Source organism: Pseudomonas sp. R4-15, assembly GCF_055768815.1.
Genome location: NZ_CM147293.1, coordinates 984,298 through 1,002,139, shown reverse-complemented (window position 1 = coordinate 1,002,139; position 17,842 = coordinate 984,298). Strand labels below are relative to the sequence as shown.

Sequence of the window (17,842 nt, the reverse complement as noted above, 5' to 3'; positions counted from 1 at the left end):
TCGGTTCCTTCATTGACCGGTGGATGTGGGTATTTCGGGTTTGGCGAAGTGCCGAACCTGGATCTGGAAGCCATTGCGCAGGCCGATGTAGAGGCTCTCGCCGATGGCGAGGCCGGCGGCGCCGGCCCAGCGGGCCAGGTCGTCCTGTTCGAAGCCTAGCCAGAGATCGCCGCAGGCCGTCCTGGCCCAGCTCTGGTCGTGGCTGCACAGCTCGGTCACCAGCAGGCTGCCGCCGGCCTTCACCCGTCGTGCCAGGCGCTGCAGGGCCTCGGCCGGCTCGGCGAGGTGATGCAGCACCATGTTGAGAATCACGCAGTCGGCACTGGGTGCCTGTTCTTCGAGGGCATCGGCCAGGCGCAGTTCGACGTTGTCGAGCGCGGCCTCGACGCAACGCGCGCGGGCCAGTTCGAGCATCGCCGGACTGTTGTCCAGCGCGATGACGCGGGCAAAGCGGCTGGCCAGCTCGGGCAGGAAGCCACCGTCGCCCGGCCCGACCTCCAGCGCCGTGGCGTCGGCCGGGCGCGGCAGGGCATCGAGCAACGCGAGCACGCTGTCGCGGTATTGCGGAAGTCCCGCGATCAGGTCCTGGCTGGCCTGGAAGCGTTCCGCGCAGCGGGCGAAGAAGTCCCGGCTGGCCGCGGCGCGCTGCACATGCACGGCGGCGATGCGCGCCTCGACGGGCGCAGGCAGGGCAAGCTGGTCGGCTTCTTCTAGCAGGGCGGCGTGCAGGCGCGCACCGGGGCCCTCGGCCTGTGGCAACGCGCGACGGTAGAACACCGCGTTGCCTTCGCGGCGGGTGGCGACCAGCCCGGCCTGGGCGAGGACCTTGAGATGGTGGCTGATGCCGGATTGACCGGTGGCGAAGATCTGCGCCAACTCCAGTACGCCGAAAGAGTCGTTGGCCAGAGCGCGCAAAACGTTCAGGCGCAGCACGTCGCCGCCAGCCTTGCAAAGGGCGGCGAGTTCGTCGACGGGCTCATCGCTGAGCAGGGGGGCGCGCAAGTCCATGGGGCGCAAGTCTAGACCGCACCCTCAGCAATATCAAAAAGTTTTGATATTGGACGACAAGGCCATCGCCTGCTCGAGAAACGCCGCCGGTGCCGGGCTCAAGCGCTCACCGCCGCGCCAGACCGCATGCAGCTCGCGACTGACCCGCAGGTCCGCGAGCGGCAGATGCAGCAATTCGCCCCGCGCCAGTTCGCCGGCGACCATCAGCGGCGACAGCCAGGCGATGCCGCGTCCGCCCGCGACCAGACGCTTTAGCGCCTCACTGCTGGCCACCGCCATGCGCGCGTCCAGGCGCAGGCCATGCTCGCGATAGACTGCCTCCAGAGTCGCGCGCGTACCGGAGCCTTCTTCGCGCAGGAACAGCGGCTGGCCATCCAGGTCGGCGGCGCGCAGGTCCTCGCGTCCCGCCAACGGGTGCCCCGGCCCGACCAGCGGCAACAGCGGATCGACCGCCACCAGGCGATGCTCGTAGGCCTCGCGGGCGAACGGCCCTTCGACGAAGCCCAGCGCCACCCGGCCGTGCTCCAGCGCCTCGACCACCTGCTGCGTGTTGCTCACCTGTAGCTCCACCCGCAGCGTCGGATGAGTGCGGGCGAAGGTGTCGATCCAGGCCGGCAACAGGTAGGCGCCCAGCGTCGCGCTGGCGCCCAGGCGCAAATCGCCCAGGGCCAGGTCGGCAAACCCTCGCAGCTCCTGCTCGGCCGCCTGCTCCAGGGCGAAGATGCGCCGCGCGTACTGCAGCAGCCGCTCGCCGGCCTCGGTGATGCGCACGCCACGCGGCAGACGGTCGAACAGCGCCAGCCCCAGGCGCGCCTCCAATTCGCGGATCTCACGGGTCACCGCCGGCTGGCTGATGTGCAATGCAGCGGCGCCGGCACCGATGCCGCCGCACTCGGCCACGGTCATGAACACCCGCAGGTGATGCATATTCATAAATAGAAGGCATCCATCAGATACCAGACATGTATTTTTAATATGCATTGAGCCGCCCTACTCTGGCCAGGCCTCTTTCGCCACGGGACCACCCGACCGGAGCAGCCATGACCCTCCTCCCGCTGACTCGCCAGCCCGAACCCTGGGCCTTCGTCCGTCACTTCACCCCCAATTGGTTCGCCGTGACCATGGGCACCGGCGTGCTAGCGCTGGTGCTCGCCCAGCAAGGGGCGGCATTCTGGCCGCTGGCCTGCGCGCTGTGGTTGCTGAACGTCGCGCTGTTCACGCTGTTCGCCGTGTTGTTCATCGCGCGCCTGGTGATCTACCCGGAAACCCTCGCGCCGATGCTCGGCCACCCGGTGCAGTCGATGTTCCTCGGCGCCATTCCCATGGGCCTGGCCACCGTCGGCAACGGCTGCGTGGTATTCGGCGCCGCACTCTGGGGCCCCGCGCTGATCGACATGGCGCACCTGATCTGGTGGCTGGATGCACTCCTGGCGGTCACCAGCGCGCTGCTGGTGCCCTACCTGATGTTCACCCGCCAGGAGCATGCCCTGGAAAAGCTCACCGCCGTCTGGCTGCTGCCGATCGTCGCCCCAGAGGTGGCGGCGGCCGCCGCCGGCACCCTGGCACCGCACTTGCCGGCGCAGGCGGCGCAGACGCTGCTGCTGACCGGCTACGCGCTGTGGGGCATTTCGCTGTCGCTGGCCTTGCCCCTGATCGCCCTGGTCTTGCTGCGCCTGGCCATCCACAAGCTGCCGGACATCGACTTCGCCGCCACCTGCTGGCTACCCCTCGGCCCGCTGGGCACAGGCGCCCTGGGACTCCTGGTACTCGGCCGCGATGCCGCCACGCTGCTGCCCACCGGACCGCTGGCCAACGGTGCCGCCAGCCTGGGGTTGATCGGTGGCCTGGCGCTGTGGGGCGCCGGCCTGTGGTGGCTGCTGCTGGCCAGCGCCTGCACCCTGCACTACGTGCGCAGACGGTTGCACTTCAATCTCGGCGCCTGGGGTTTCACCTTCCCGCTGGGGGTATTCACCCTGGCCACCTTCGAGTTGCAACGGCAGACCGGCCTGGCGGTGTTTGGCCACCTCGCCAGCCTGCTCAGCGTGGCTCTGGCGATGATCTGGCTGCAGGTGTTCCGCCTGACCCTGGCCGGTCTCTGGCACGGGCACCTGTTCCAGGCACCCTGCCTGGCGCAGCCGCCGCGCCAGGAAAAGGCGGCCCAGGAACCAATCCGTCATTGCTAGGTCGGGGTGGGCTGGGCGAAAATAGCCGCCCTTTTTCTACGCAATGCCCCCGCAGGAGATCAGCGATGCCCAGCCGTCGTGAGCGAGCCAACGCCATTCGTGCCCTGAGCATGGATGCCGTGCAGAAAGCCAACAGCGGCCACCCGGGCGCCCCGATGGGCATGGCCGACATCGCCGAAGTGCTCTGGCGCGACTACCTGAAGCACAACCCGGCGAACCCGAAATGGGCCGACCGCGACCGCTTCGTGCTGTCCAACGGCCACGGCTCGATGCTGATCTACTCGCTGCTGCACCTGACCGGCTACGACCTGTCGATCGACGACCTGAAGAACTTCCGTCAGTTGCACAGCAAGACCCCGGGGCACCCCGAGTACGGCTACACCGCCGGCGTCGAGACCACCACCGGCCCGCTCGGCCAGGGCATCGCCAACGCCGTCGGCATGGCCGTGGCAGAGAAGATCATGGCCGCGCAGTTCAACCGCGAAGGCCACGCCATCGTCGACCACTACACCTACGCGTTCCTCGGCGACGGCTGCATGATGGAAGGCATCTCCCATGAGGTCTGCTCGCTGGCCGGCACCCTCGGCCTGAACAAGCTGATCGCCTTCTACGACGACAACGGCATCTCCATCGACGGCGAAGTACACGGCTGGTTCACCGACGACACCCCGGCGCGCTTCGAAGCCTACGGCTGGCAGGTGATCCGCAAGGTCGACGGGCATGACCCGGAAGAGATCAAGATGGCCATCGAGACGGCGCGCAAGAGCGACCGCCCGACGCTGATCTGCTGCAAGACCATCATCGGCTTCGGCTCGCCCAACAAGCAGGGCAAGGAAGAGAGCCACGGCGCCGCCCTGGGTCACGACGAGGTGGCCGCCACCCGTGCCGCACTGGGCTGGAGCCACGCACCGTTCGAGATCCCGGAAGACATCTACGCCGAGTGGAACGCCCGCGAAGCCGGCCTGGCCGCCGAGTCCGAGTGGGACCAGCGCTTCGCCGCCTACTCCGCCGCACACCCGGAGCTGGCCAACGAATTCGTCCGCCGCATGGCCGGAGAGCTGCCGGCGGACTTCGCCGAGAAAGCCTCCGCGTTCATCCGTGAAGTCGCCGAGAAAGGCGAGACCATCGCCAGTCGCAAGGCCAGCCAGAACTGCCTGAACGCCTTCGGCCCGCTGCTGCCGGAACTGCTCGGCGGCTCCGCCGACCTGGCCGGCTCCAACCTGACCCTGTGGAAGGGCTGCAAGCCGGTCGTCCAGGAAGATGCCTCCGGCAACTACATGTACTACGGCGTGCGCGAATTCGGCATGAGCGCGATGATGAACGGCATCGCCCTGCACGGCGGCTTCGTGCCCTACGGCGCCACCTTCCTGATGTTCATGGAATACGCGCGCAACGCCGTGCGCATGGCCGCGCTGATGAAGCAGCGCGTGCTGTTCGTCTACACCCACGACTCCATCGGCCTGGGCGAAGACGGCCCGACCCACCAACCGGTGGAACAGCTGGCCAGCCTGCGCCTGACGCCGAACCTGGACACCTGGCGCCCCGCCGACGCGGTGGAAGCCGCGGTGGCCTGGAAATACGCCATCGAGCGCAAGGACGGCCCCAGCGCGCTGGTGTTCTCGCGCCAGAACCTGCCGCACAACCTGCGTGACCACGAGACCGAAGCGGCGATCGCCCGTGGCGCCTACGTGCTCAAGGACTGCGCCGGCGAGCCGGAGCTGATCCTCATCGCCACCGGTTCGGAAGTCGGCCTGGCGATCGCCGCCCAGGCCAAGCTGGCCGAACAGGGCAAGCGCGTGCGCGTGGTCTCGATGCCTTCGAGCAATGTCTTCGACCAGCAGGATGCGGCCTGGAAACAGTGCGTGCTGCCCGTCGAAGTCGCTTCGCGCATCGCCATCGAGGCTGGCCACGCCGACTTCTGGTACAAGTACGTCGGCCTCGAGGGTCGCGTCATCGGCATGACCACCTACGGCGAATCGGCGCCGGCCGGCGCGCTGTTCGAGGAGTTCGGTTTCACCGTCGACAACGTCCTGGCGGTCGCCGGCGAACTGCTGGAAGACTGATCTGCGCGGGGGTGGATGGCTGCGGCCATCCACCCTACCCTTGCGCTTTCGCCTGCCGTCCCGACGAGCTGCCCATGCCCAATGCCCGCCCCTTCCGCGTCGCCCTCAACGGCTACGGCCGCATCGGTCGCTGCGTGTTGCGTGCGCTGTACGAACGGCGCCTGCCGACGAACTTCGAGATCGTCGCGCTGAACGACCTGGCCGATCTGGCCAGCGTCGAGTACCTGACCCGCTTCGACTCCACCCACGGCCGCTTTCCGGCGGACGTTGCCGTCGACGGCGACTGCCTGCATCTGGACGGCAAGTGCGTGAAGGTGCTGCGCGCCGCCGAGCCGGAAGCCATCGACTGGCAGGCACTGGGCATCGACCTGGTACTGGAATGCTCGGGGGTCTACTCCACCCGCGCCCATGGCGAGCGTTTCCTCGCCGCCGGTGCGCCGCGGGTGCTGTTCTCCCAGCCGATGGCCAGCGAGGCGGACGTCGACGCCACGGTGGTCTTCGGCATCAACCAGGAGTGCCTGTCCGGCAACGAGCGGCTGGTCTCCAACGCCTCCTGCACCACCAACTGCAGCGTGCCGCTGCTCAAGCTGCTGAACGAGGCGGTCGGTTTGGAGCGCGTATCCATCACCACCATTCATTCGGCGATGAACGACCAGCCGGTGATCGACGCCTACCACCATGACGACCTGCGCCGCACGCGCTCGGCGTTCCAGTCGGTGATTCCGGTATCCACGGGACTGGCGCGCGGCATCGAGCGGCTGCTGCCGGAACTTGCCGGGCGCATCCAGGCCAAAGCCATTCGGGTGCCGACGGTGAACGTCTCCTGCCTGGACATCACCCTGCAGACCGCCCGCGACAGCGATGCCGCGGAGGTCAACCGGGTGCTGCGCCAGGCCGCCGAGGCCGGCCCGCTGCACGGCCTGCTCAACTACACCGAACTGCCCCATGCCAGTTGCGATTTCAACCACGACCCGCACTCGGCGATCGTCGACGGCAGCCTGACCCGCGCCGCCGGCCCTCGGATGATCGACCTGCTGGCCTGGTTCGACAACGAATGGGGTTTCGCCAATCGCATGCTCGACGTCGCCGACCATTTCCTCGGCGTCGCCCACAACCAGACTGACAAGGACTGATGGCCATGACCGTGTTGAAGATGACCGACCTCGACCTCGCCGGTAAGCGCGTACTGATCCGCGAAGACCTCAACGTGCCGGTGAAGGATAGCGTCGTGAAAAGCGACGCGCGCATCCTCGCCGCGCTGCCGACGCTCAAGCTGGCGCTGGAAAAAGGCGCCGCGGTGCTCGTCTGCTCGCACCTGGGGCGTCCCGAGGAAGGCGTCTACAGCGAGGCCGACAGCCTCAAGCCGGTGGCCGACTACCTGAGCCGTGCGCTGGGTCGCGAGGTGCCGCTGGTCAGCGACTACCTGGCTGGCGTCGACGTCGCCCCCGGCCAGTTGGTGCTGCTGGAGAACGTGCGCTTCAACAAGGGCGAGAAGAAGAACACCGACGAACTCGCACAGCAGTACGCCGCGCTTTGCGACGTCTTCGTGATGGACGCCTTCGGCACCGCGCACCGCGCCCAGGGCTCGACCCATGGCGTCGCCAAGTTCGCCAAAGTCGCCTGCGCCGGCCCGTTGCTGGCCGCCGAACTGGACGCCCTGGGCAAGGCGCTGAAGAGCCCGGCGCGCCCGCTGGCGGCGATCGTCGCCGGCTCCAAGGTGTCGACCAAGCTCGACGTGCTCAACTCCCTGAGCCAACTGTGCGACCAGCTGATCGTCGGCGGCGGCATCGCCAACACCTTCCTCGCCGCGGCCGGTCACCCGGTCGGCAAGTCGCTCTACGAGCCGGATCTGGTGGATACCGCGCGCGCCATCGCCGCCAAGGTCAGCGTGCCGCTGCCGGTGGACGTGGTGGTCGCCAAGGAATTCGCCGAGAGCGCCGCCGCGACCGTCAAGCCGATCGCCGAGGTCGCCGAGGACGACATGATCCTCGACATCGGCCCGCAGACCGCCGCGCAGTTCGCCGAGCTGCTGAAGTCGGCCAAGACCATCCTCTGGAACGGTCCGGTCGGCGTGTTCGAGTTCGACCAGTTCGGCGAAGGCACCAAGGCCCTGGCGCTGGCCATCGCCGACAGCGATGCCTTCTCCATCGCCGGTGGCGGCGACACCCTGGCGGCCATCGACAAGTACGCCGTGGCCGAGCGCGTGTCCTACATCTCCACCGGCGGCGGCGCCTTCCTCGAGTTCGTCGAGGGCAAGGTACTGCCGGCGGTGGAAATACTCGAACAGCGCGCCAAGGCCTGAGTCGACGGCGGCAACCCCTGGCGTAATCCGTGGTCCACAGGGTTGGACTCATCGCCAAGGGAACGCCGCCATGAACCGAATCGCTATCTTGCCCCTCGCTGCTTCGTTGTTGCTGCTCGCCGGTTGTGCCGGAGGTAGCGGCTCGGCCTGCGAGGTGTTCAGCCCGCCGCCCGCCGTCAGCCCGACCACCCAGAACGACCAGCGGGTGGAAATGCAGAGCAGCGGCGACCCGACGCTCCAGGATCCATCGGCACAGGATTGTTGAAACGCCCCATGAGATGTATCGCAATGCTGCTGGTCATAGGCTCGCTCACCGGCTGCGCGGAACTGCGCTGGGGCGAGGATGCACCCTGGCTGAGCTGGCAGTGCCAGGGCGGCGTAGAACTGCAGTGGCGCGCGCTGGACCGCGAGCGCCAGCAGGTCGAACTACGCCTGGGCGAGAACGGCGAGGTGCACCGCCTGCAACGCGCGCCCTCCACCTTCGGCCGTTTCTACAGTGACGGCCAGTTGGGCTTTCACGACAAGGGCAATGCGGGGCTGGTCTATCGCGAGAGCGACGGACAGCCCCTGGCCCAGGACTGCAAGGGCTCGCTGGTCAATTTGTGAGCGAGTCATCACTTGAATCCGGCCTGCCCCTGGGGCAGGCTTCCTGCATAACCTCCAACCGGGAGAGCAACACCCCATGGCCCTGATCAGCATGCGCCAGATGCTGGACCACGCCGCCGAGTTCGGCTACGGCGTGCCGGCGTTCAACGTCAACAACCTCGAACAGATGCGCGCCATCATGGAAGCCGCGGACAAGACCGACTCACCGGTAATCGTCCAGGCTTCGGCCGGTGCGCGCAAATACGCCGGTGCGCCCTTCCTGCGCCACCTGATCCTCGCGGCGGTGGAAGAATTCCCGCACATCCCGGTGGTCATGCACCAGGACCACGGCACCAGTCCGGACATCTGCCAGCGCTCGATCCAGCTGGGCTTCAGCTCGGTGATGATGGACGGCTCGCTGAAGGAAGACGGCAAGACCCCGTCCGACTACGACTACAACGTCCGCGTGACTCAGCAGACCGTCGCTTTCGCCCATGCCTGCGGCGTCTCCGTGGAAGGTGAACTGGGTTGCCTGGGCAGCCTGGAAACCGGCATGGCCGGTGAGGAAGACGGCGTCGGCGCCGAAGGCACCCTGGACCACAGCCAACTGCTCACCGATCCGGAAGAAGCCGCGCAGTTCGTCCAGGCCACCAAGGTCGACGCCCTGGCCATCGCCATCGGCACCAGCCACGGCGCCTACAAGTTCACCAAGCCGCCGACCGGGGACACCCTGTCGATCCAGCGCATCAAGGAGATCCACGCGCGCATCCCCGACACCCACCTGGTGATGCACGGCTCCTCCAGCGTGCCGCAGGAATGGCTGAAGGTGATCAACGAATACGGCGGCGACATCAAGGAAACCTACGGCGTGCCCGTCGAGGAAATCGTCGAAGGCATCAAGTACGGCGTGCGCAAGGTGAACATCGACACCGACCTGCGCCTGGCCTCCACCGGCGCGATCCGCGAATTCATGGCGAAGAACCCGAGCGAATTCGACCCGCGCAAGTACCTGGCGAAGACCGTCGCCGCCATGCGCGACATCTGCATCGCTCGTTACGAAGCCTTCGGCACCGCCGGCAACGCCAGCAAGATCAAGCCGATCTCGCTCGAAGCGATGTTCCAGCGCTACGCCAGCGGCGAGCTGGATCCGAAGGTCAACTAAGCCTTCGTGAGAGACCGATGACGGCGCCTGCGGGCGCCGTTTTTCGTTGAACCGCGAGAGGCCGATGGCTGAGTATGGAGAACCGTTTTCGATATCCGCGGCGCATGATGCGAGGGGTATCGTGACGCTCAAGCGCCTCCTACGCATGACGCTGAACCGCTCCATCATCGACGCGGCCTATCAGCGCATCGCCAACCTCCATTGGACGAGGTGCGACAAAATGCCTAGCCTCATCCTCAAGCAGAGCGATACCAGAACATGAGCGCTTCCAGACCCGAGAATGCAGCGGGCGAATACCGCTTCCAGCCTCTGGACGACGGCACGCCGGAAACGGTGGTGCTGGCCGAGGAGTGCGCCCTGGCGTTGGCCTACAACGGCATCAGCCAGGCGGTGATGCTGGTCACGCCGCTGGACCTGGAAGACTTCGTCGTCGGGTTCAGCCTGGGTAGCGGGTTGGTCGATTCGATCGACGACCTCTATGACATACGCCTCTCCGGCGACGGAGAAGCGCGCAACGCCGAGGTGGAGATCGCCAACCGCGTGTTCTGGCGCCTCAAGCAGCAGCGCCGGCAACTGGCCGGTGCCAGCGGTTGCGGGCTGTGCGGTGTCGAGGCGCTGGAGCAGGCGCTGCCGGCGTTGCCGGTGCTGGAATCCGCCGCGCTGCCGCCCGTGGCCTGGCTCGCCGATCTGCGCGAGCGCATTGGCGACTGGCAGGTGCTCGGCAAGCGCAGCGGCGCGGTGCATGCCGCGTTGTACATGGACGGCCAGGGCGAGCTGCGCCTGTGCCGCGAAGACATTGGCCGGCACAACGCGCTGGACAAGCTGATCGGCGCGCTGGCGCGCCAGCGTATCGACAGTCACGACGGTCTGGCGATCGTCACCAGCCGCTGCAGCCTGGAATTGATCCACAAGGCGCTGCGTGCCGGGTTGCACACGTTGGTAACGCTGTCCGCCCCCACCGGCCTGGCCGTGCAGTGGGCACGCCGCCATCGATTGAACCTGATCCACGTCCCGCAGCGCAGTGCGCCGCGGGTATATGCCCCCGAGCCCTGAGCGGGGGACATCGAGAAAAGAGAGAAGCCATGAGCGTGCAGCCCGAACAGTCCACCCCGAACTATCGTCCCTACCGGGGCCCCGCGGCGGGCTGGGGCGCGTTGCGCGCCGTGGCGCACTTCTGGCTCGACAGCAAGCAGCCGTTCAAGAACCTGCGCGCGCTGCTCAAGACCAACCAGAACGGCGGCTTCGACTGCCCCGGTTGCGCCTGGGGTGACTCGCCGGAAGACGGCATGGTGAAGTTCTGCGAGAACGGCGCCAAGGCGGTCAACTGGGAAGCCACCAAGCGTCGCGTGGACGCCGCCTTCTTCGCCCGCTACAGCGTCAGCCAGCTGCGCCAGCAGAGCGACTACTGGCTCGAATACCAGGGCCGCCTGACCCAGCCGATGCGCTATGACGCCGCCAGCGACCATTATGTGCCGGTCTCCTGGGACGACGCCTTCGCCCTCGTCGCGCAGCACCTGAAAGCGCTGGAAAACCCCGAGCAGGCCGAGTTCTACACCTCCGGACGGGCCAGCAACGAAGCCGCCTACCTCTACCAGCTGTTCGTCCGCGCCTTCGGCAGCAACAACTTCCCGGACTGCTCGAACATGTGCCACGAGGCCAGCGGCGTGGGCCTGGGCGGTTCCATCGGGGTCGGCAAGGGCACCGTGACCTTCCACGACTTCGAGCACGCCGACGCCATCTTCGTGTTCGGCCAGAACCCCGGCACCAACCACCCGCGCATGCTCGAACCGCTGCGCGAGGCGGTCAAGCGCGGTGCCCAGGTGGTCGCCTTCAACCCGCTCAAGGAGCGCGGTCTGGAGCGCTTCCAGCATCCGCAGAATGCGCTGGAGATGCTCAGCAACGGCTCCGAGCCGCTGAACACCGCGTTCTTCCGCCCGGCCCTGGGCGGCGACATGGCCGCCGTGCGCGGCATGGCCAAGTTCCTCCTGCAGTGGGAGCGCGAAGCCCAGGCCGAAGGTCGCCCGGCGCTGTTCGACCACGCCTTCATCGCCGAGCACACCGACGGCATGGACGGCTACCTGGAGGAAGTCGACGCCACGCCGTGGGAACAGATCGTCACGCAGTCCGGACTGAGTCTCGCCGAGATCGAACAATCGGCGCGCATGTATGCCCGCGCCGAGCGGGTGATCGTCTGCTGGGCGATGGGCATCACCCAGCACCGCCACTCGGTGGCGACCATCCAGGAGCTGGTCAACCTGCAACTGCTACGCGGCAACGTCGGCCGCCAGGGCGCCGGCCTGTGCCCGGTGCGCGGCCACTCCAACGTGCAGGGCGACCGCACCATGGGCATCAACGAGAAGCCGCCGGTGGCGCTGCTCGATGCCCTGGAAAAACGCTTCGGCTTCGCCGTGCCGCGCAAGAATGGCGACAACGTGGTACACGCCATCGAGGCGATGCTCGCAGGCCGCGCCAAGGTCTTCGTCGGTCTGGGCGGCAACTTCGCCCAAGCCACCCCGGACAGCCCGCGCATCCACCAGGCGCTGGCCAGCTGCGCACTGACCGTGCAGATCAGCACCAAGCTCAACCGCAGCCACCTCTGCGTGGACCAGGGCGACGCGCTGATCCTGCCGTGCCTGGGGCGCACCGACATCGACCGCCAGGCCAATGGCCCACAGGCGGTCACCGTGGAAGATTCGTTCAGCATGATCCACGCCTCCTACGGCCAGCTCGAACCGCTGTCCCGCGAGATGCGCTCGGAGCCGGCGATCATCGCCGGCATCGCCCGCGCCACCCTCGGTGACTTCCCGGTGGACTGGCAGGCGCTGGTCGCCGACTACTCGCGTATTCGCACACTGATCGCCGACACCATCCCCGGCTTCAGCGACTTCAACGAGCGAGTGCGCAATCCGGGGGGCTTCTACCTGGGGAACGCCGCCGGTGCGCGCCAGTGGAACACCGCCGTGGGCAAGGCGCGCTTCATGCGACATGCACTGCCGACGGACCTGATCGACGCCCGCGCCCGTGCCAGCGGCCAGCAGCCGGACCTGCTGCTGCAGACGCTACGCTCCCACGACCAGTACAACACCACGGTGTACAGCCTGTCCGACCGCTACCGCGGCGTACATGGCCAGCGCGAGGTACTGTTCGCCAACGCCGAGGACATCGCCCGCCTGGGCCTGACGCCGGGCCAGCAGGTGGACATCGAGTCGCTCTGGGACGACGGTATCGAGCGCCGCGTGCAGGGCTTCACCCTGCTCGCCTTCGACATCCCGCCCGGCCAGGCCGCCGCCTACTACCCCGAAGCCAACCCCCTGGTACCGCTGTCCAGCTACGGCGAGGGCAGCTTCACGCCGACCTCCAAGCTACTCGCCATCCGCCTCTCGCCGAGCGCCGTCGCCCAGCGCATCGCCTGACGGCAGCGCCCAACGCCCGGGCGGCACGCCCAGGCAGTCGAGCAGACAGTCCAGCGCAGGCTTGCGCTGGGCTCGTCGCAACAGCGCGACCAGCTCGCGATGGAAGGTCAGCGCGCCCAGCTCGATCACCCGCAGGCGTGTCTCGCGCTGCAACCAGAGTCCGGCGCGCGGTACCAGGGCGACGCCCAGGCCGTTCTCCACCAGACGCACGATGGCTTCCAGCTCATCCAGCTCCAGCGCTTCGCGCACCTCCAGGCGCTGCTCGCGGAGGAAACGGGTGACCTGGCGCCCTCCGAAGGACGTACGGTCATAACGCACGAAGGGCTGCTCGGCGAGCAGTTGCAAGGGATCGTCACCCGCCAATGCCTCGGGCACGATCAAGACGAAGGGCTCGCGCGCCAGGGAGACCTCCAGCAGCTCCTTGGGCACGGCGAACGGCGGGCGAATCATCAGCGCCAGATCCAGTTCACCGGCGTCCAACTGGCCAAGCAACTGCAACGAGACGCCCGGCACCAGCTTCAACTCGACCTGCGGTGCGCGCTGGCGAAACGGCGCCAGCGCATCGGCCAGCAAGCCACTCTGCAGCGAGGCGATCGCGCCCACGCGCAGCGCTCCGGCGCAGTGCTCAGCCCCCGGCGACAACGCCATCTGCGCATAGAGCGCTAGCATCTGCTCGGCCAACGGCAACGCATGCTGCCCAGCCGCATTCAGCCGTGCGCTACGCCCGCTGCGGTCGAACAGACGCACGCCCAATTGCACCTCCAGCACGCGCATCTGCGCGCTGACCGCCGACTGCGTCAGGCCAACGCGCTGCCCGGCGGCAGCGAAGGTCCCCGTGCGGGCCACGTTGACGAAGGTTTTCAGCTCCCGCAGCATCCGTCCATCCATCGAAATTATTTGAGCTCGAACGCAAGGATATTCGCTTTTCAGCAAAGAGCTGAATGCTAGGCTTTGTGAATTCCATCACAGAGGCTCGCCCCATGGCACTGGCTCCTTTCCACCTGGCCATTCCCGTCTACGACCTGGCTGCCGCCCGGCACTTCTACGGCGAGACCTTCGGCTGCCCCGAGGGCCGTAGCAGCGAGCATTGGGTCGACTTCGACTTCTTCGGTCACCAGTTGGTAATCCACGAGCATCCGAAGACCGCCAGCCAGGCGCACGCGCATACCAACGCGGTGGACGGACACGATGTACCGGTGCCGCACTTCGGCGTAGTGCTGGCCTGGGACGACTGGCAGACGCTGGCCGACCGCCTGCGCGCGCGGAACACGGCCTTCGTCATCGAACCTTACGTGCGCTTTGCCGGGCAGGTCGGCGAACAGGCGACCATGTTCCTCTACGACCCCTGCGGCAACGCCCTGGAGTTCAAGGCCTTCAAGGACATCGGCCAGCTTTTCGCCAAGTGAGGCGCTGAAAGTGTGCTCCCGCGTCCGTCACGGCCGTGCCGGTAACTGGCGCGGGCGCTCCGGACGACTCCATATCCATAGCGCGCCACAGGCCATGCCGGCGGCGGCGAAGTACACCGAGGGACGGTGGCTGACGGTAAGGGTGAGGATCGCCAGGCTGAACAGCATGGCGGTGAGCGAGATGACCTTGGTACGGCGGGCGATCACGCCGCCGTCATGCCAGTTGCGCAGGCTGGGGCCGAACCAGGGATGGTTCTCCAGCCAGGCGGCGAGCCGCGGCGAACTGCGCGACGCCGCCCAGGCCGCGAGCAGCACGAACTCGGTGCTCGGCAGGCCGGGAAGCACGACGCCGAGCGCGGCCAGGCCGATCGCCAGGTAGGCGACGATCAGCCAGAGCCAGCGCAGCCGGCTGCGCGGCGCGTCAGGCAAAGCAGCGCTCCAGATGGGTGGCGAAACGTTCGAAGGCCTCGATGGCGGCGGCATCGGCCAGGCGCTCCTGCTCCGCATCCAGCTCCACGGCATCGAGCACCTTGACGAAGCGCTTCCAGCCTTGCGCACGACCGCCCGCCGGTGCCGCCAGGTGGCGTGCGCCGAAGGTCTCGTCCAGCTGCAACGCGGCGGCCTTCTTGAAGAGGAACTCGGCGCCCAGCTTGGAGCCCTCGGAAACGAACAGCCAGGCCAAGGCTTCACCGGTGCCCATCGCCCGCTGGCGAATGCTTTCATCGCCCGCGGGAATCGCCCTACCGAAGTCGGCCAGGTCGAGGCGCGCCGCGTCCACGCGGCAGCGTGCCGGCAGGTCCTCGACCAACTCGCCCAGCGCCGGATCGGCGTAGAGCGGCTGCAGGTCGTACTGGAACAGGTACTGCGCGGCAACGAAGCGAGCGAAGTTCTCACGGCTGGCGAACGGCTCGCGGGCTTTCACCAGGGCCTCGATGCGGTCATGGGGTTCGTGGGTCAGGGCATTCAGCCGCTGCGAACGCAGCGGATGGGACAGTTGGGACTCGGATGCGCTCATTCGGGGTGGTCTCGCAATTCGATGATGAGAGGGACTACACCTGATAAAGACGAATCAGTCGCAGTACAACAGTAACTATTTTTCCCCACCGCCCTCGGCGAAATAGCTCGCCAGCTCGTGTACGTCGCTTTCCTCCAGTATGCCGGCTTCCTGGCGCAAGCCAAGCCAGGCCTGCAACCAGCCGTAGCGCGCTTGCGCCAGGTCACGGCGTGCGCCATAGAGCTGCTGCTCGGCATCCAGCACGTCGAGGTTGACCCGCTCGCCGCCGCTCACGCTCCTGCGTGTGGCCTCCACCAAGGCCGCCGCCGAATCCACCGCCAGGCGATAGGCCCGCACCCGCTGCGCGGCACTATTGCACAGGTTGAACTGCTGCCGCAGACGGGTGAAGACCTCGGCACGCTGGGCATCCAGCTCGAAGCCGGCCTGGGCGTGCGCGGCGGCCGCCTGACGCGTGGCGGCGGAAACACCACCCCCGGCGAACAGCGGCACGCTGAGCTGGATACCGATGCTGTGGGTATCGTAACGCTGCTCGTAGCTGCTCTCCGAGTCCGAGCGGGTCAGCCGGCTGCTCGCCACCAGATTGAGACTGGGCAGATGACCGGCGCGCTGGCGCTGGATCTCCTGCGCCGCCACTTCGACCGCCTGGCGTTGCGTCGCCAACTCGGCATTGTTGCCCTGCGCCAGCTCGCGCCAGGCCTCGAAGCGCGCAGGCTGCGGTGGCTGGATCGGTACGTCCTCACGCAGCGGACGCAGGTCGCTGGCGTGCAGCGGCTCACCCACCAGGGTTTCCAGGCTGCGCAACGCCAGATCCTGGTCGTCCTGGGCCTGGATCAGCTCGGCCTCGGCCAGCGCCAGGCGCGCCTCGGTTTCGAGCACGTCGGTACGCGTACCCTCCCCACCTCGGAGTAACTGGCGATTGAGCTGCAGGCGCTCGACCAGCGCGCGCCGTTCCGCGCGCGCCAGACCAATACGCTCGTCCGCCAGCAGCGCCTGGGAGTAGGCATCGAGCAGACGTACCGCGAGTGCCTGGGTTTGGGCGCGGAAACGTTGGTCGGCCATCAGCATGCGCGTCACGCCCTGCCGGTAAGAAGCCCAGGCGGCGTAATCGAAGAGTGGCTGCTGCAGGCTGATCACCGAGGCGTAACTGCGATAGCGCCGCTGCACGGACTGCTCGCCACTGCTCACTTCGGAGTCGTTCTCCTGGTTGCTGTAGCTCCAGGACAGCCGTGGCAGCAGGCCGGCGCGGCCGATCGCCTTGTTCTCCAGTCCGGCATCGCGCTCGGCGATGGCCGCCTGGAAGCTCGGATCGTTGCGCAGCGCCAGGGCGTAGGCATCGAGCAGCGCCAGGGCCTGCACCGGTAGCGCCAGGCAGGACAGCAGCAGGAAACAGATCGCACGCATGCTCACTCTTCCGCCAACGCCAGGTGGGTACGGTCGAGCAACGGCTTGAACAGGTAGTTGAGCAAGGAGCGCTCGCCGGTGCGCACGAAGGCCTCCACCGGCATGCCGGGACGCATGCTCAAGCCGTCGAGCTGCCGCATGCCCTGGTCATCCACGCGGATGCGCACGGCGTAGTAGGCGTCGCCACTGCGCTCGTCTTCCAGGCGATCGGCCGAGACCCACTGTACCGTGCCCGGCACCCGTGGCGTGGTGCTCTGTTCGAAGGCACTGAACAGCAGTTCCACTGGCAGCCCGGCATGCACTTTGTCCACCAGCGCCGGACTCAGTCGTCCCTCGACCAGCAGGGGCTGATCCTGCGGGACGATCTCCATCAGCGCCTGTCCCGGCGCGACGACACCACCCTCGGTGAACACACTGAGGCCGACCACCAGCCCGCTGGCCGGCGCACGCAGGACGCTGCGGCGCAACGCGACTTCGACACCCGCCAGACGATGCCGAAGGTCTGCGCTGCTCACCTGCGCCTCGGCCAACTGGCCGCGGAGTTGCTCCTGGAACTGCGCGCGCTGCTGCTCACCCCGCAAGCGCAGCTCGGCGACCTGGCGCTGCAACTGCCCGACACGGCCGCTGTCGTCGGCCAGCAACCCCTGCAATTCGGCGCGCCGTAGCTCGGCATCGAGCAGGCGATTACGCGGAATGTACGCTCCCGCCGCCAGCTCACGCAGGCCACTGAGCTGCGTATCGAGCACCCGGAGCTGGGCCTGCTTGCTGGCACGCAGCGCCTGCAGCCCCGCGAGCTGGGCCTGAGTACCCGCCAGGTTCTGTGCCAGTCCATCGAGTGCCAACCGTTGCGCCAGGCGCCGGCTGTCGAACAGTTGCCGTTGCAACTGCAGGGCCGCAGCGACCTGTGCATCCCCTTGTCGGGCCAACAGCCAGGGATCGAAGGCGATCGCCTCTCGATCGTCACGCTCGGCGATCAACCGCCCTTCGCTGGCCAGGCTGCCGATCAACTGCGCACGCAACGCCTCGGCCTGGGCGCGCAACGCCTCGTCGTCCAGTTCCAGCAACGCCTGGCCGGCCCGCACCTGGTCGCCATCACGCGCGAGGATCCGCCGCACCGTACCGCCCTCGGGATGCTGCACCGCTTGGCGATTACCGCTGACAACCACCTGCGCCGAAACCGCGGTGCCACTGTCCAGCGGAGCCAGGGCGGCCCAGACGAGGAAGCCACCGAAGCCGGCGGCCACCAACCACAACCCCATACCCAGGTGACGGCGGGCATTACCCGCGGGGAAATCCTCCGTCAC

18 protein-coding genes are annotated in these 17,842 nt (G+C 67.5%); 11 read left to right on the top strand and 7 right to left on the bottom strand.

Annotation, left to right across the window (positions count from 1 at the left end; genetic code table 11):
- Positions 1-9 precede the first annotated feature (9 nt).
- Both ACYRGX_RS04790 and ACYRGX_RS04785 read right to left on the bottom strand, forming a co-directional pair.
- Positions 10-1,008, bottom strand: coding sequence for an ArsR/SmtB family transcription factor (locus tag ACYRGX_RS04790; protein ID WP_473055474.1), 999 nt, complete (start codon positions 1,006-1,008; stop codon positions 10-12).
- 33 nt (positions 1,009-1,041) lie between these two features.
- Complete coding sequence (locus ACYRGX_RS04785; RefSeq protein WP_473055473.1) at positions 1,042-1,941, bottom strand: LysR substrate-binding domain-containing protein; 900 nt, start codon at positions 1,939-1,941, stop codon at positions 1,042-1,044.
- A 107-nt stretch (positions 1,942-2,048) separates the two neighbouring features.
- Here ACYRGX_RS04785 and ACYRGX_RS04780 point away from each other — a divergent pair, with 107 nt between their 5' ends.
- From ACYRGX_RS04780 to ACYRGX_RS04735, 10 genes are all read left to right on the top strand, one after another.
- Positions 2,049-3,191, top strand: a complete 1,143-nt coding sequence (locus ACYRGX_RS04780) for a TDT family transporter (RefSeq protein ID WP_473055472.1) — start codon at positions 2,049-2,051, stop codon at positions 3,189-3,191.
- Positions 3,192-3,256: 65 nt separating this feature from the next.
- Positions 3,257-5,254: a transketolase gene (gene tkt / locus ACYRGX_RS04775; RefSeq protein ID WP_473055471.1), complete on the top strand. Its 1,998-nt coding sequence runs from the start codon at positions 3,257-3,259 to the stop codon at positions 5,252-5,254.
- A 74-nt stretch (positions 5,255-5,328) separates the two neighbouring features.
- A complete protein-coding gene (gene epd / locus ACYRGX_RS04770; protein ID WP_473055470.1) occupies positions 5,329-6,387 on the top strand; it encodes an erythrose-4-phosphate dehydrogenase in 1,059 nt (352 codons plus the stop codon).
- Between the two features lie 5 nt (positions 6,388-6,392).
- Entirely contained in the window at positions 6,393-7,556 is a 1,164-nt protein-coding gene (locus tag ACYRGX_RS04765; protein ID WP_473055469.1) for a phosphoglycerate kinase, read from the top strand.
- A 70-nt stretch (positions 7,557-7,626) separates the two neighbouring features.
- A complete protein-coding gene (locus ACYRGX_RS04760; protein WP_473055468.1) occupies positions 7,627-7,821 on the top strand; it encodes a hypothetical protein in 195 nt (64 codons plus the stop codon).
- Between the two features lie 23 nt (positions 7,822-7,844).
- A complete protein-coding gene (locus tag ACYRGX_RS04755; RefSeq protein WP_473055467.1) occupies positions 7,845-8,162 on the top strand; it encodes an MliC family protein in 318 nt (105 codons plus the stop codon).
- Between the two features lie 76 nt (positions 8,163-8,238).
- Positions 8,239-9,303 carry a class II fructose-bisphosphate aldolase gene (fba, locus tag ACYRGX_RS04750; protein WP_473055466.1) on the top strand — a complete coding sequence of 355 codons (1,065 nt, stop codon included), beginning with the start codon at positions 8,239-8,241 and terminating at the stop codon, positions 9,301-9,303.
- 64 nt (positions 9,304-9,367) lie between these two features.
- Positions 9,368-9,565, top strand: coding sequence for a hypothetical protein (locus tag ACYRGX_RS04745; protein WP_473055465.1), 198 nt, complete (start codon positions 9,368-9,370; stop codon positions 9,563-9,565).
- The gene (gene fdhD, locus ACYRGX_RS04740; RefSeq protein WP_473055464.1) at positions 9,562-10,356 is read left to right on the top strand and encodes a formate dehydrogenase accessory sulfurtransferase FdhD; all 795 of its coding nucleotides are present in this window, start codon (positions 9,562-9,564) and stop codon (positions 10,354-10,356) included. Before ACYRGX_RS04745 ends, fdhD begins: the two co-directional genes overlap by 4 nt.
- A gap of 29 nt (positions 10,357-10,385) precedes the next feature.
- On the top strand, positions 10,386-12,716 hold the full coding sequence (locus tag ACYRGX_RS04735) for an FdhF/YdeP family oxidoreductase (RefSeq protein ID WP_473055463.1): 2,331 nt from the start codon (positions 10,386-10,388) through the stop codon (positions 12,714-12,716).
- On the opposite strand, the gene ACYRGX_RS04730 is transcribed toward ACYRGX_RS04735, so the two are convergent.
- Entirely contained in the window at positions 12,666-13,592 is a 927-nt protein-coding gene (locus tag ACYRGX_RS04730; RefSeq protein ID WP_473055462.1) for a LysR family transcriptional regulator, read from the bottom strand. The genes ACYRGX_RS04735 and ACYRGX_RS04730 overlap by 51 nt on opposite strands.
- Positions 13,593-13,696: 104 nt before the next feature.
- On the opposite strand from ACYRGX_RS04730, the gene ACYRGX_RS04725 reads away from it, so the two are divergent.
- A complete protein-coding gene (locus ACYRGX_RS04725; protein WP_473055461.1) occupies positions 13,697-14,122 on the top strand; it encodes a VOC family protein in 426 nt (141 codons plus the stop codon).
- Positions 14,123-14,149: 27 nt separating this feature from the next.
- Here ACYRGX_RS04725 and ACYRGX_RS04720 read toward each other — a convergent pair whose 3' ends face one another.
- From ACYRGX_RS04720 to ACYRGX_RS04705, 4 genes are all read right to left on the bottom strand, one after another.
- Entirely contained in the window at positions 14,150-14,551 is a 402-nt protein-coding gene (locus tag ACYRGX_RS04720; RefSeq protein WP_473055460.1) for a YbaN family protein, read from the bottom strand.
- Positions 14,544-15,137, bottom strand: a complete 594-nt coding sequence (locus tag ACYRGX_RS04715; protein ID WP_473055459.1) for a biliverdin-producing heme oxygenase — start codon at positions 15,135-15,137, stop codon at positions 14,544-14,546. The genes ACYRGX_RS04720 and ACYRGX_RS04715 overlap by 8 nt, the downstream gene beginning before the upstream one ends.
- Positions 15,138-15,212: 75 nt before the next feature.
- A complete protein-coding gene (locus ACYRGX_RS04710; RefSeq protein WP_473055458.1) occupies positions 15,213-16,538 on the bottom strand; it encodes a TolC family outer membrane protein in 1,326 nt (441 codons plus the stop codon).
- 2 nt (positions 16,539-16,540) lie between these two features.
- A complete protein-coding gene (locus ACYRGX_RS04705) occupies positions 16,541-17,797 on the bottom strand; it encodes an HlyD family type I secretion periplasmic adaptor subunit (protein WP_473056634.1) in 1,257 nt (418 codons plus the stop codon).
- Between the last annotated feature and the right edge of the window lie 45 nt (positions 17,798-17,842).